This window comes from Paenibacillus sp. MBLB1832 (genome assembly GCF_032271945.1).
GTDB lineage: Bacteria > Bacillota > Bacilli > Paenibacillales > NBRC-103111 > Paenibacillus_E > Paenibacillus_E roseopurpureus.
Window position 1 is genome coordinate 2,782,816 of the sequence record NZ_CP130319.1, and the last position, 14,688, is coordinate 2,797,503.

Genomic DNA, 14,688 nt, shown 5'->3' on the forward strand with positions numbered 1-14,688 from the left:
GGCTCCATCATCATATAAGCTGCAAAGATGACAAACTAAGGTGGGAGACAAGGATGAGAGCGACAACCAGCAAACGAAAAGTAAGGGATTAAAACAGGCAAAGGTGCCTCAGTTCCAAGAACGTCGAGCGTTCTCTGAACCAGGGCACCTTTGCAAATTTTTAAAAAGACGCTTGCTAAGCTCTACGGAAGCTCTTGCAGTTGCATGAAATCACCAAGTAATGGTATAGCTCGTTCCTGCTGTAGGCGTCGTCCATGTATTGTTGGCTCCAGGCTCCCAGCTTTTAAGATTGCCTCCGCTATCCTTAATGATTGCTTTGAATTCATAATAGCGGGAAGCTCCGATGTAAGCTGTACCTCGCCAATCTGCCGTGGAGCTGCTGTACGTCAGCTTGAGCGGATAAAGGCCAGTTGTCCAGTTGCTCATTTCCCAACGGCTTCCCGAAATATATACGTTGTCCCCCGTTGCAGTAGGCGCGTTCTTCACAATAAACGTGACTTGAATCGGAGTCATTGCAATCGCATCCCGGTAATAATCCAACATGCTGGTCTTTGAGCCATCGGCATTGACGAGGTTTGCCATGCGAAGGAGGGTGAAACCGCCGAAATTGTAGTTGAACAGCATTTCTGCCACATTTTGATAGCCGCTTCCGTCGGTGATCGGCAATGCATTCTCTCCATTGATGCGAATACCCTTCTGGTTCGCCAGGTTCGCTACTTGAATGACTAACGATTTAGGGGCGGAATAGTAAGGGCTTGTATTAGCTTGGCTGTCGGTCATTTCCAAACAGGTAAAAGTCAAATCTAGATTTGATGTCTTAAACTGGTCTAAGAGCGTGCTATAGTTGTAGTATCCTGCCCCATATTCAGCCCCATGCGGCATGGAAGGGTTGTTCATCAGCCAATGAATTCCGGCCACCTTTGCACCGATTGGAACACCGAATACGGAATCGAAACGGCTGTGAGCTTTAGAAGCAATGGCGCTCAGATGTTTCACCAACACACCTTGATACCAATTCATGAAGTCCTTACCATACGTGGATTTTACGCCGTTGATGAAAAAATTATCCCCATCGCTTGGCGGATTTACTTGAGAGAAAGCAGTTAGGCTCGTTCCCCAAGCGCTGTTGAGAGCTGAGATGGTGCCGTATTTAGATTGCATGCTATTCCGGAAATCTTGCTTTGCCGTATCCGTGTACGCTTGCAGCTTGCCACGCCCTGGGTAGCTCCAGCCGTCCGCCGCATTATAGGATGGGAAACGCAGCTCACCCGCAGGGCCTCCAGAGAGGTAGATTTTGGAGATAATATCTTTGTAAGAGCTGAAATTCGATGCAAACGAGGCAAAGAGCTCATCATATTGCGTCGATGTGCCTGTCCACCAAGGAGACAATGTTTCGTTATTGTAATAGCCGGTTTCACTGCGCATCGTCATCTGATCTTGCGTGCCCTTGTTCCATAGCCAGGAAGGAAGTTTAATATTGCAATCATCACCGACGTTGCCTCCGCATTGATGCGTGGAGATAATCGGAATCCACTTCAGCCCCGAAGCGCGCACCGTATCGGCATAAGTTTTGTAGTACGACCAGTCAAATACGTTGTCGCCGCCATTCTCAACATCACCCCACCAGACGTCGGTTGTGAGGGCATAAACATTGTTATTCTTAAGTGTCGTCAGTTGGTTGCGGAATGCATTCCAATCCGTTATCTTGGTAAGCGGAGCCATCACATAAGCTTTGTAATCACTGCGGATGCTGGATGCATCGGCTTGAGTTGCCGGTAAGACGATGGAAGCTGCAAGAATAACAGTGAGCGGTGCAGCTGCATACTTACGAATTCGGTTAACACATGATCGCATAACTTGAAACATGAACTAATACCTCCTTAAGATTTGGGGAATTCGAACCTTTTTCTTCAAAGCAAACGTTTGCACAAATTTGAAAACGTTTACTAAAACGATTATAAGAAATCAACCCATCTAGTGACGATGGAAATTATTGTTATGAATGGTGGAATATATTGTCTAATTTTTGCTCTACAAAAAATTCAAAAGGCAGCAACCCATTTGGTTGCTGCTCTTTGCCTTGGAACAGAAAAAACAATGTGGTTTGACGGGTTCATATAACTGTTATAGATCGTCCCGATGCTTGCTGTATAACAGTGGAAAATTTGGTCCATCGAACGGTTGGCCTTCGGCAGGCCAAGGTCCCAGCAAAGGTATATTCGGATGCCACTGGATTCCCGAGCGATAGCAGGTTCCGTCAGGCATCAGATGTGCGACGATAGACAATCGGTCCTGATTGGTCAGATTAGGGCCTGATCCATGGAAGGTAAGGGAATGGTGGAAGCTCGCATGCCCTGCCTTAAGAATCGTGGGTACCTCGGACCAACGGTGCTCGTTACTTGCATATTTGTTTTTCAAGGCATCCATATCCTGATCGAAGAAGGTGTTACTATCAGGAATTAACCCCCAATGATGAGATTCTTCAATCGTTTTCATTCCGCCATTCGTCAAATCCGTATCTTGTAGTGCGATCCATACAGTTACCATATTGGTGGTGCTGGCACATTGCCAATAGCCGTAGTCTTGGTGCCAGCCGACATTACCTAAGGCAGTCTCTTGTTCACCGGCCCCAGGCTTCAGAATGACTTGATCATGCCATAATCGCACACCGTCACATTCCATGAGGAAAGCAGCTATCCTCCCGAGTTCCTTGCTAGTCACGACCTGGCGTATCGTTTCATTGACAAGCCACCCATTGTCCTTCTTTCTAATTTTCAACGGATCCTTGGAAGGACTCCAGGATCCTCCAACAGGATAGCCATGGCTATCATATTCATTTGACCACACTCGGTCATGGGCTTGGCGTAATGCGATAATCTGTTCGTCGGTTAACAGCTTAGGGGAGATCCAATAGCCCTTGTCCCGATAAAAGTGAAGATCATCGTTCGTCATGGTCGTAGTAATGATGGACATCTACTCATTTCCTCCTTATTTTGATCTACATGTAGCTTATCTCAAAGCACAGTCTTTGACGTCCATTTCACTAAGTGATAGAATTTGAAACAAAAAAACAGAAAGGAGAACAAATGAACCGTTGGACGTATAGGGGAGGCGACGTCCTTCCAGAGATTAAGTTAGTCGGATATGATGACCTTACCGAAGCGATCAGACTCAAGGAGCATAGTCATGAGGGTGCCTTTGAATTCGTCTGGATGGAGCGGGGAAGAGCAGCCTGGCAAGTAGAGGAGCAAGTCTACGGGACAGGAGCTGGGGAGGTATTCATTACCAAGCCTGATGAGATACATAAGGGACGATATGACATTATCGAGCCTAGTCGGTTCTGGTGGCTCATCCTGGAGGCTCCAGCACTCCATTACCCTACGAGATGGTGGCTCCAGCCAGACGAGTCGGAAATAGCCTCCTTCATTAATGAGATGTGGGCGTTGCCCAGAGTGATTAACGTAGGTTCGGAGGCAGGGGTCATCTTTCGTCGCATGCGTCAAGCGATAGAGCAAGGAGGCCCGCTCACTCGGATGAAGACATGCACCGCCGTCCTGGAGCTAATATTGCTTTTGATTCGTAGCAGAGACCATGTGAACGATGACACATCGGTGACAGCTGATCTTATCGACGAGCTCTGCTGTCGTATGGCCCACAGTCTGCATGAACCGTTGTCCGTTCCGGAGATGGTGCGGCATATGGGTCTGAGTGAAGCTCATTTCTTCCGAGTTTTTCAGGAGCACACCGGATTTACACCATGGGACTATATGAATAATTTACGTATAGAGGAAGCCTGCCGTCTGCTAGAGACAACGAACTTTAGAATTACTGAGATCGCGATGGAGCTCGGATTTGCGACAAGTCAGCATTTTGCTACCAGCTTCAAACGCAGAAAGCTGAGAACACCAACGCAGTGGCGTCAGGAAAAGTGGGTGGGGGGAAGAAGGTCAGGAATATAGATACGAAGGGTAGACTTCCGAAGTCTGATTAAGTATAGTATATCCGAACCTTCCATGTTGGAGGCTCAGTAAGCAGGGCTTAATCATGTTACTTTAGGGGGAGCTTCGATGATTTATGGGCAAGTCGAATTGCATAATGTAGCTGAAGCCATACGAGTGCCGGGTAGAGAGGGCGTGCTTCTGCAACGGGTTCCCGAAGATGTTCGGATTCGTACGCGGGAGGCTACGCAAATGAAATGCCGTGAAGCGGCAGGCTGTGAGATACGATTCGTCAGTGATTGGAATCCGGTCAAGGTGACACTGGTGAGCTACAGCGGGCCAACACGTGTGTACTATCACTGTGGAGATTTTGCCGTGCGCAGCTACACGGTCGGTAAAGAACCGGTTACCATAGAACTGACTCCGCCTACTCCTGCATTTTTGCAGAGTCCTGACTTTCCTGTGACGAAGTTGTCGCTAAGGTTTGATCCGAAAGTGATGCGTCTAGTAAGCGGGGGAGGCGAACTGCATTTGCTCGATGTGGATGGAGTCTCTGTCAGGCCGCCGAAGCCGGAAGAATTGCCTGCACTTCGTTATCTCGCCTATGGGACTTCCATTACACAGGGCGAATCGGCTACCCAGCCGGATTTGACCTATGTTCGTCAGACAGGGTGGCGCATCGGGGCGGATGTCATGAATCTCGGCATGGCGGGGACTGCCTATTGTGAGCCCGCCTTGGCGGAGTACATGGCTTCCTTACAGGATTGGGACATCGCCTCGATTTGCGCATCTGTCAATATGCTGAACCAGGGCGTCTCAGTGGAAGATTTTGAGCTGGCTGCTGGCAATATGGTCCAGTCTATTGCCTCCGCGCATCCTACCAAACCCATTGTCTGCATTGGGATATTTCCGTCTTTTCTGGACCTGAACTACCGCTGGCCGGAGCGTAATCCAGTTTCGACCCCAGATGAATACCGCACGGCTCTGAAAAGAATTGCTGGAGTTGAAGCACATAAGGGACGCAATGTGCACTATGTAGATGGTCGGGATTTGCTTCAATCCATGAAAGGTTTATCCAGTGACATCCTGCACCCAGGAGATCACGGCATGATTGAAATTGGGTATAATCTCGCCAAGTTTATGGAGCCGCTGCTAGCCCGGTTAAAATAAATGAAAATTAGGGTATGTTTTCTCTGGAAACAGAGGACATACCCTTTTCATATGTAAATCGGCGACTGGTTTATTTATTTTCTTGCAGCTGTCTGAACTGCATAGGTGTATGTCCTGTATAAGCATGAAAATGTTTGGTGAAATAGCTGGGTGACATATAGCCGATTTGATCAGCAATATTATCGCTCTTTCTGTCGAAAGAAAATAAAGACTAGGGAAAAAAGATGTAGACTGAGGAAAAAGTATTAGACTCACGCGGCAGTGTTAAACTCCCTCGGTAAAATCTAATTCTCTCACGCAAGCTCGTCTATTCGCAGGATTTCATCCTTTAGATTTCGAAGATGAATAAAGGTTACCGAGATAATATTAGAATGTTTCGTTAAAAAGGCATGCGGGAACAGAGGTGAGTTTGAATCACCCAATTCATTCCAAATGCTGCACGTATTCTCCCCGGTGCCCTTAGCGATTTTCACTCCCATGTCTCAACGGGTCATTTCCCTTACAATCTTTCGTCATATCTATCTAAGGGGTGGAGGTCGGTCTTTCTAACGGAATGGGTCGGAGCCCGTTTGTTCAATGTATTCCTGCGAAAAGCAGGAGATTACATCAGTAATCTTAACTTTTCAACCGAGGATGAGAATGACGGAACCATATATCCTGATCATCCCGCCAATACTCCTGCACGCGTCATGTTTAACAGAACATCAGTGTGAAGTACAGGTAGATTCGACAGAGCGAAGGCTGTAGCTATTCGAATAAAAAAGGTATGCCAACGGATATGTCGCGCGGCTGAAAAACTGGATATGGTGAGAATTTTCGCAATGAAGCGGCATGACGAACTTCGAATGTAAGGTCTAAAGTTAGAGCATGCAGAAACGTATGTACCGTCAAACGATGGGGTGGAGAGGCGTAAAGTAAGACTTTTCTCTATGAAATACGCTATGCCGAACTATGGCGGATCATCTCACAGGCTAGAGGGCGCACCTAAGTTCGAAAAGATAGCTAGGCTGTAAGTACTTGGAAAGTAAGGGACGTTGCAAAGAAAGATCAGCTAACAATGAGATATTTTCGCGTCTCTATGAAATCGTCACATCCAGAGACAACATCTTGTTAGCTACCTTACGATAAAGTCCAATAAAGGATCAAAGTCACCAGGTACAGATGGACTAACCAATCAGTGAGTGAAATCCAAAACAGACTGAAAAATTATTGTCCCAAGAATGTCAGACGGAAGCTTATCGAAAAAGATAACGGTAAAATGAGACCGCTTGGCGCCCCATGCATCCTCGACCGCATCATCCAACAGTGCTTCAAGTAAGTCCTTGAGCCCATAACTGAAGCCCAATGCTAGCATTAGTTACACACAGTATATAGTCAAATTATGAATGAACAAGTCGATCGAGCTTTTGAGTGATCGGAACAATAAGGTGTATGAGGTTGCCTATGCGTTCGGCTATGAATATGCTCATTTGCTAAAGTTTTTAAGAAGTATTACAAGTTTTCTCCGACTGAGTACCGCCATTCCTTAGAAGGATTAGTAAGTTTGATGAGTTAAGGATAGCCAAGCAAGGCAATTGAATTATAATTTCCGTGTTGACAAGTAGGATTAGTACGAATAAACTAAGAGAGATATGAAAAAAAACGATGCCGATCAGTTCACTGAAGGTCCTCACATCCTGCGTTAAAGGATTTGAAGGGCCTTTTTTTGTTTTGCTTCTGGTTGATCGAAAGAAAGGGAAAGGAGCAGTTTAATTGAAACGAACCATAGACAACTCGGTAATTGGTTTTATAGGTACGGGGGTAATGGGACTGAGTATGGCTGGTCATTTACTCAAAAATGGGTTTTCGCTTCATGTCTACAGTCGAACAAAAGCGAAAGCTGAATCGCTTATTCAACAGGGAGCCATCTGGCATGATTCACCAGCTTCGTTAGCGCAAGCAGCCGATGTGATTTTGACAATGGTAGGCTATCCGAAAGACGTTGAGGATGTGTATCTGGGTGAGCACGGAGTTATCCATCACGTCCGACCCGGCAGCCTACTCATTGATCTGACAACCTCAATTCCAGCTCTAGCTAAGGAAATTGAACGCAAAGCACTAGAGCGTGAGCTTCAATTTCTGGATGCTCCTGTATCCGGAGGGGATATCGGAGCGAGAGAAGCTCGACTGTCCATCATGGTTGGAGGCAGCGAGGAAGCTTTTGAGAATGCAGTCCCTGTACTGGAAGTGATTGGCACGACAATTGTTCATCAAGGACCTTCCGGATCCGGACAATATACCAAGATGTGTAATCAAATCGCCATCGCTGCCAAAATGGTTGGCGTATGCGAATCGATAAAATACGCAGAAGCGTCTGGGCTGGATCCAGCTACTGTGCTTCGCAGCATCGAATTTGGCGCGGCCGGCAGCTGGACGCTGAGCAATCTCGCTCCAAGGATCATCCAAGAGGATTATGCGCCAGGATTTTATGTCAAACATTTTATTAAAGATATGCAAATCGCTTTGGATTCCTCGAAAGAGTTGGGATTGAAGCTGCCAGGATTGTCGCTCGCGCGGGCTTTATACGAACAGCTTGCTGAGATAGGTGAAGAAAATAGCGGCACACATGCACTTTATAAAGTATATCAGTACAACCAAGTGCCGGTTCTGAACGCGTAAGACGCTTTCTGGGTAGGGACTGAGCAGAAATCCAACTGAATAATTGGTTGACCGGAACACCGGAGACACGAAACCTGCATTTGACGAGCGGGCTGCGATGTCTTTTTTTTGTGCCGACTTTGGTAGTAAATCTAACTAAGTTAAAAAGAAGGAGTGATTTCTAGAATGACAAGGTCAACTCTACAGCAACAATCCTATGGAGTTGTTGCCACACCGAATCCCCTTACCGCCGATGCAGGAATGGAGATCCTGAAGGCCGGCGGGAACGCCATCGATGCGGCTGTAGCTGCGGCTTTTATGCATACAGTAGTTACGCCCGATAATTGCGGAGTCGCGGGCTATGCTGGTGCAATTGTATTTTATTTAGCCGATAGGAAAGAGGTGCTGGCCATTGATTACAACAGCCGAGCGCCAGGCTCCGCCCGTGAGGATCTATTTCCCGTTGAGCATCATGATGATGGCGGGTTCCGGGTACCGGAGAAGGTGAACGCGCATGGAGCTCTAGCCGTGGATGTGCCTGGTACCGTAGCTGGACTCGTGCTGGCACAGCGAGAGTTCGGTACGTTGCCGCTTCGCACCGTCCTGCAACCGGCAATTCGCGCAGCTCGCGAGGGCTTCCCGGTCTGTAAGGCTCTAGCCGCGTCCATTGCTGGCACGCTCGCTGCAAACGCACATGCGTTTCCCGAGGTTTATCGTCTTCATACGATTAATGGTAGACCTCCTCTGGAGGGAGAAATTCTTACGAATTCCGAACTGGCGGACACGCTCGAGCTTATCGCCGAAGGCGGATCAACAGCCTTCTATGAAGGAAAGATCGCACAGCAAATCGTTGAGACAGTACAAGGGCATGGTGGGCTGTTGACCTTGGAGGACTTGGCTGCTTATCAAGCGCGCATCGTTAAGCCGATTCATATCCAATATCGGGGACATGACATCTACACACCACCGCTTTCTGCAGGCGGTCTAACCGTTCTCCAAGCGCTGCGAGTGCTTGAAGGCTTCGATGTAGCGGCTACAGGCGGCGGAGCACGGCTGCTTCATCTACTCATTGAAGTCGCCAAGGTGGTATTCCGCGAACGGCTTACCAAGTACGGCGATCTCCCGACAGCGGAAACGCTGACCGAACAAGAGCTTGGCGATACGCTGATCGAGCAGCTGCGTCAAGAAGTTGCGGTAGCGCTGCAGAATCCCCAGAAGGGAAGGATCATTGCGCCTGATCCGGGAACCGGTACGATCCATTTCGCTACAGCGGATGCCAAAGGAAATGTCGTGTCGCTGACAACTACTCATGGCGCTGGTTTCGGCTCTCTGCTGGCTGTTCCTGGCACAGGGATCGTGCTTGGTCACGGGATGTGCAGATTCGATCCCCGTCCTGGCTGGCCTAATTCCGTCGCTCCGCATAAACAGCCGCTCCACAACATGGCGCCGCTGCTAGCTCTCCATAACGGCCGTCCATCGCTTGCGCTCGGTGCTGCTGGTGGGCGTACAATCCTGAACACGATTTATACAGTACTAACCCATGTCATTGATCTCGGGTACAGTTTATCGCAAGCATTAGCGGCAGCGCGCTTCCATGTGGAGACGATGGAGCCAGTCTGGATTGAGGATGGTGATGAACAAATTACCCAAGCCTTAACCGAATTAGGGCATGAGGTGCTGATCAAGCCGGCGATCGGAACCCTGCAGGGCATTGCCTTCAATCAGGAAACGGGCTGGGCGCAAGGTGAGAGCGATCCACGCACGTTGGGTAAGGTCGTATCGGAGTAAGCATAAGCAGCTATTCCAGGCTCACACCCTAATAACTTAGAGAGGATGATTCTAAGCAATGAGAACAATACGCCGTTTTGCACTTATTTATGTAGTTCTCTTCTGCATAAGTTTGGTAACCGTTTTACCAGCATATGCGGCGGAACCTTATGCTTTCGGCCTTCGGCCGAGTTCCGTCGGCTGCCCGGAGGGCATAAGCCTCCCGAGTCTAAATGATGCATATAAGAGCCGTATTGCCGGAGCGTTGACAACCGCACAAGACGTGTATGGACAGCAACAGTTAGAGGCGCCGGGAGGACCGACATATAATGGCGTTAAGGATTTTCTGTCGCCAATTATGTATTCAATAGCGCCAGCCGCTCAAGGTGGATTTCAAACGGATACAGGTGTGTATTACATACCCTTCGGACAGCCAAAGCAGTCGACGCTTCCCGGCGATGTCGCTTTAACCGTTGCGGACGGTAGCCAGATCATCTCCAATAAATTTGGCGGGCTGAGCACGCGGATTTTTGTAGGAACCGGCGGTCAAGAACAATTTGGGTCGTGCCTGGCAAATCTCGATACGCCTGAGTTGTATAACAATTATTTACCTGTGCTCGAGCTTCATTATAAAGATGCTAACTCGATCGAGTACCAACAAGAGTCCTTAGCGACCTTACTGCCAGGTACAGATTATATAGCTAGCTTTGTGGAAATAACAGCAGATCGCGGTAAGTCGAAGGAGTCGTCCACGCATGTTCGGGTCCAGGTGTGCGAGAACTGCAATTTGCATCCGGAAGGCAATCGACTGGTCGACGATCAGGGCCGCACTCACCTTTATTTTAGCCCTGGCGCCGTTTTCAATCAGAATGAGCTCGATTATACGCTGGATGTAAAGAAAAAAGATCAAAACACGATTCATATTGTGCGACTGGTTACTCTCCCTGCACGCCGCCAACCTACGAAAACGGCTGGTTGCCAGGTGAATACTACCGAGGTATGTACCTGTCACCCAACAGCGCAAACAATGGCTTCTTTCTAAAGCTGCTTAGAAGCATTCTGATTCATGAAGTGACAAATGATCAAGGAGATCCGCAAAGCTTAAATCTCGCGTTCTCCACACCGAGAGATTGGTTAGAGGACGGTAAGCAAATCAAGGTACAATCCTCCCCGACTCTGTTTGGGCCGGTTAGCTATACAATCCGCTCTGAAATCAAGCACAAACAAGTGAATGCCGATCTCCAGCTGCCAGATCGATTGCCGATCAACAGCTTGCAGCTGCGGCTGCGGGTTCCCGAAGGCAACCGGTTAACCGGCGTAGAAGTGAACGGAAAGCCTTACTTGCAATTCGATCCAAACACAGAAACGATTGATTTAACAGGTATTACAGGTAAGCTTGCGATTCACGCTACGTATACGGACGTCAAGCATGCAGAAAATGGAAACGCGGAAAGCAGGTAAATCGCATGCTGACTCAACAAGCACTCATTGAATCGTTTAGACGGATAGGAATCCAGCAGGGAAAACCGATTGTCGTCCACAGTTCTCTGCGTAGTTTGGGGCCAGTTGATGGCGGGGCGGATACGGTGCTGGATGCCTTACTAGCATATTTAGGTAAAGACGGGCTGCTAATCATGCCTACTTTTACTTATGACAATCCTGGCTTTGATCCTGATAAATCAAAGAGCCTGACCGGTGCATTAACGGAAGTTTTCCGCAAACGCAGCCCCTCGGTACGTTCGCTGCATCCCACCCACTCGGTTGCAGCTAGCGGGAAGGAGGCAGCTCGCATCTGCGAGGGCCATCATCAAGTGCCAGGTCTTGGCATCGATAGCCCGTTGGATCGAGCGGCGAAAGAAGGGGGGGGCGTTCTGCTAATCGGGGTAGGGCATACGTCCAATTCTACCATTCATGTGGGTGAATCCTATGCCAGACTGCCTTTCCTACACGTTCCTTTTACCCCGAATTGGCCGAATCCAATTCAAATTGCAGGCCAAGGGAGAGGGCAGCTGGAAGTTTACCTTGACGAACATCCGGGCTGCAGCAGGGCATTCGGTACCGTGGAGGCTCCACTTCGCCAAAGAGGGTCAATAAAAGACGGGCTCATCGGCAAAGCGCTAGCGCAGTGGATGCCAGGGCAAGCCGTAATCGATGTCACCCTTGACTTGCTTCAGAAAGACAAAAACGCCTTGCTTTGCACAGATTCGAATTGTTACCGCTGCAGCAGATCCAGAGCAATTCTTCATCAAGAAAAAAAGAAAAACTAGGGTTGACGAAATCAAATTGCGGTGCTAAGATTCATAACATACTATTCCAATAGGAAAAATACGAAAGAGTTGACTGGTAAACCAGAGACACGACATCCCTTGTTGTGTCTTTTTTTTGTTTTACGCCAACTTTGATAGTAAAGCTAACAATCGAATGCCGAAAGGGGTGGCAACTTATTTTAACGGGCAAACCTGCTTTGCTTAAAAAGATCAATGAGACGATGATTCTGGATCTTGTCCGACAGGAAGGCCCGATTTCTCGGGCTGACATCGCTAAAGCGCTGCAGATTAGCCGGCCGACGATTTCCAAGCTGGTTGGGGAGCTCGTGAACAGACGTGTCATTGTGGAAATTGGGGAAGGACAATCGAAGGGGGGCAAGCGGCCGATCCTGCTGCAGCTCAATCGGAATATGCATCTGATCGGCATTCATTTGTCTTATCCTTCTGTCAAATTAGCGATTGTCGATAATCTCGGCAACGTGCTTGTGCGGCAAGAGCTTGCAACGCCGGGGACGTTTCAGGAAATGATGGATGTGCTCATCAACGCTTCGAGTGAGTTGCTCCATTCGGCGGGCATAACCCATTCCACCGTCGCGGCCGTCAGTGTAGCGGTCGCCGGGATCACAGATGCAAGAACAGGGCGCATCGTCAGTTCAAGAAATTTCCCCTTTCTGGTAGGGACGGGATTGAAAGCGGCGCTGCAGCGACAATACCGCGTGCCCATCTTGATTGATAATGATGTTTATATGGGCGTATATGGTGAAGCTTACGCCCTCTCTGCCGCAAGCGGCAGCAGTTTGGCTTTTGTCCGCATCGACAATCTGATCGGCCTAGGCATGTGGATCGACGGCCGAGTGTACCGGGGCAGCCAATTCGCTGCAGGTGAAATCGGCGATATGCTGGTTAGCGCAGAACGGCAGCTCGCGAGCGGCTATAGCCAGGAAGGCGGCTATTTCGAACGCTGGATGAATGAGCGTCAGGGCGAGGATCTCGATTATAAAATCGCTTGTTGCTTGGCTAATATCGTTTGTCTGTTTGCTCCAGATCGGCTTTTCATCGGTGGCGAACTGCTCATTGGCCGGGGAGGTGCGATAGATCGGATCAACACTATATTGAAGCGGATCAACGGGCGGGCTCCGCAATTGGAAACGGCCCGGTTCGGGGTGGACGCGGAATTAATTGGCAGTATATATGCCGCCGTCGACGCTATCCGGCAAAACGTCAAAATTTATTAACGAATCACAGGAAAAGTCTTAGTATTCAGCCTTATTATTCAGTCTAATCAAGGGAGAGATACCAATGAAAGCAAATCAACGCATATGGACCGGCGTCACGGCCGCTGCCCTAATGACAAGCGTATTGACCGCATGCACATCCTCAAATAACGAACCAGCTCAAGGTCAGGCAGCAGCCACCAGCAAACCCGCACAGCCTGCGAGTTTTACAATATTATCGAATGACGGCGGAAATCCATATGCCAAACAAGTCAAACCGGATGACAAGTATTTTAAGGAAGCGTCACGGCTGTTCAGCGAATTCAGCGGCAAGCCGACAACGGTTAACTGGCAGTATCTGGATGCTGCAACCTACTCACAGTTGTTATCGGTCCGATTCGCATCGAACGATTTGACGGAAGTCATCTCCTCTACGTCAATTACCGACAAAGGTCATCCGACTGCAGTGGAGAACGGTGCGTTTTTACCCCTAAACGAACTGCTAGACAAATACGGCCAAAATATTAAGAAAAAGGTGCCGCAATATGTTTGGGATAATCCGAGCATCAGCCGTGACGGTAAAATTTACGCGATTCCGAAGCTGCTGACCCCGCTCAATCCCAAAGGGCTTTACTACCGCAAAGACTGGTTGGATAAGCTCGGTTTGAAACCGCCTGAGACACTGGAAGACTATCTCGCCTATTTCGAAGCGGTTAAAACGAAAGACCCGAACGGCAACGGCCAAGCCGATGAAATCGGCTATCCACTGCGTGGCGGAATCAACTTTGGCGATTCATTCTTCGGTTATTTCGGTGCAAATCCAGGCAGCTGGACCTTCACGGACGGGAAATTCATCCCGGACATTATCCGACCGGAAATGAAGCAAGCGATCGCCTTTTATAAACAGTTGTATGACAAAGGGTACATCAACAAAGATTTCGCAACGATCAATGCGGCCGACTGGTCTAAGCTGATCTTGTCCGATAAGGCGGCGCTTTGGACGTACGATCTGCGTAACGTTGCCGATTATACAACTGAGAAATTCGCCGGCAAATCAGCGAAGGTCGACTTTCTGCCAGGTCCGAAAAACGCGCAAGGGAAAATTAATATCGGCGACCGAGGTCTTGGCGTCGCGAAAGTATTTATGATTAACGCCAAATCGAAAAATCCGGAACGGTTCGTCGAGTATATGAATTGGATCTATTCGGATGACGCGAAGAAAACGGAATTCTTCGATTTTGGGATCGAAGGTCAAAACTTTGCAAAAAAAGACGGAAAAATTGAATGGAACGCATTCGGTCCTGAAAACAAGGACGACAAAGTGTTTTATCAAACGATGATGAACCCGTCTTGGGATGCCCGTATGGATTTAGCTGTCGTCGAGAAAACCGGAACCGTGGATAAAGCTGCGCTACAACGCGCAATAGGATATACCGAAACGAATCTGGGGGACAATCAGGCGCTTAACATGCCGGCCCTGGAGTCGATTAAAACGAAGCCGGAGTTAGGCATTGATGCCGGATCACTGTTCCTAGATATGTTCGCCAAAGTCGTATCTGGAAAAGAAAACACGGACACCGCTTTCGATAAATTTGTGTCCGACTGGAAAAAACGCGGTGGCGACGACGCCATCAAGGAAGCGACGGACTGGTATAACAAAACGAAGAAAAAATAAGGGCCGACGCAGACGGCGGG

Annotated in this window: 12 protein-coding genes; 9 read left to right on the forward strand and 3 right to left on the reverse strand. The window is 48.6% G+C overall.

Translation table 11 applies throughout. The annotated features are described in order from the left end of the window. Window positions 1-210 precede the first annotated feature (210 nt). Both MJB10_RS12285 and MJB10_RS12290 read right to left on the reverse strand, forming a co-directional pair. Complete coding sequence (locus tag MJB10_RS12285; protein ID WP_314805223.1) at window positions 211-1,866, reverse strand: family 14 glycosylhydrolase; 1,656 nt, start codon at window positions 1,864-1,866, stop codon at window positions 211-213. Between the two features lie 258 nt (window positions 1,867-2,124). Beyond that, the gene (locus MJB10_RS12290; protein ID WP_314805224.1) at window positions 2,125-2,973 is read right to left on the reverse strand and encodes a phytanoyl-CoA dioxygenase family protein; all 849 of its coding nucleotides are present in this window, start codon (window positions 2,971-2,973) and stop codon (window positions 2,125-2,127) included. A 113-nt stretch (window positions 2,974-3,086) separates the two neighbouring features. On the opposite strand from MJB10_RS12290, the gene MJB10_RS12295 reads away from it, so the two are divergent. After that, entirely contained in the window at window positions 3,087-3,959 is an 873-nt protein-coding gene (locus MJB10_RS12295; protein ID WP_314805225.1) for an AraC family transcriptional regulator, read from the forward strand. 108 nt (window positions 3,960-4,067) lie between these two features. After that, window positions 4,068-5,108 carry an SGNH/GDSL hydrolase family protein gene (locus tag MJB10_RS12300; protein WP_314805226.1) on the forward strand — a complete coding sequence of 347 codons (1,041 nt, stop codon included), beginning with the start codon at window positions 4,068-4,070 and terminating at the stop codon, window positions 5,106-5,108. A gap of 70 nt (window positions 5,109-5,178) precedes the next feature. On the opposite strand, the gene MJB10_RS26710 is transcribed toward MJB10_RS12300, so the two are convergent. Further along, window positions 5,179-5,286, reverse strand: a complete 108-nt coding sequence (locus MJB10_RS26710) for an AraC family transcriptional regulator (protein ID WP_397386628.1) — start codon at window positions 5,284-5,286, stop codon at window positions 5,179-5,181. Window positions 5,287-6,860: 1,574 nt separating this feature from the next. Between MJB10_RS26710 and MJB10_RS12305 the strand changes: the two genes are divergently transcribed. The 7 genes from MJB10_RS12305 to MJB10_RS12335 all read left to right on the forward strand — a co-directional run bounded on the left by MJB10_RS12305 (window position 6,861) and on the right by MJB10_RS12335 (window position 14,668). Then, window positions 6,861-7,766: an NAD(P)-dependent oxidoreductase gene (locus MJB10_RS12305; protein WP_314805227.1), complete on the forward strand. Its 906-nt coding sequence runs from the start codon at window positions 6,861-6,863 to the stop codon at window positions 7,764-7,766. A gap of 165 nt (window positions 7,767-7,931) precedes the next feature. After that, window positions 7,932-9,533 carry a gamma-glutamyltransferase gene (ggt, locus tag MJB10_RS12310; protein WP_314805228.1) on the forward strand — a complete coding sequence of 534 codons (1,602 nt, stop codon included), beginning with the start codon at window positions 7,932-7,934 and terminating at the stop codon, window positions 9,531-9,533. Between the two features lie 58 nt (window positions 9,534-9,591). After that, complete coding sequence (locus tag MJB10_RS12315) at window positions 9,592-10,554, forward strand: hypothetical protein (protein ID WP_314805229.1); 963 nt, start codon at window positions 9,592-9,594, stop codon at window positions 10,552-10,554. Between the two features lie 29 nt (window positions 10,555-10,583). Beyond that, window positions 10,584-10,973, forward strand: coding sequence for a hypothetical protein (locus MJB10_RS12320; RefSeq protein ID WP_314805230.1), 390 nt, complete (start codon window positions 10,584-10,586; stop codon window positions 10,971-10,973). Window positions 10,974-10,978: 5 nt separating this feature from the next. Then, window positions 10,979-11,779 carry an AAC(3) family N-acetyltransferase gene (locus tag MJB10_RS12325; RefSeq protein WP_314805232.1) on the forward strand — a complete coding sequence of 267 codons (801 nt, stop codon included), beginning with the start codon at window positions 10,979-10,981 and terminating at the stop codon, window positions 11,777-11,779. Window positions 11,780-11,976: 197 nt separating this feature from the next. Next, window positions 11,977-13,014: an ROK family transcriptional regulator gene (locus MJB10_RS12330; protein ID WP_314805233.1), complete on the forward strand. Its 1,038-nt coding sequence runs from the start codon at window positions 11,977-11,979 to the stop codon at window positions 13,012-13,014. A gap of 64 nt (window positions 13,015-13,078) precedes the next feature. Further along, entirely contained in the window at window positions 13,079-14,668 is a 1,590-nt protein-coding gene (locus MJB10_RS12335; protein ID WP_314805235.1) for an extracellular solute-binding protein, read from the forward strand. The last annotated feature ends 20 nt before the right edge of the window (window positions 14,669-14,688 follow it).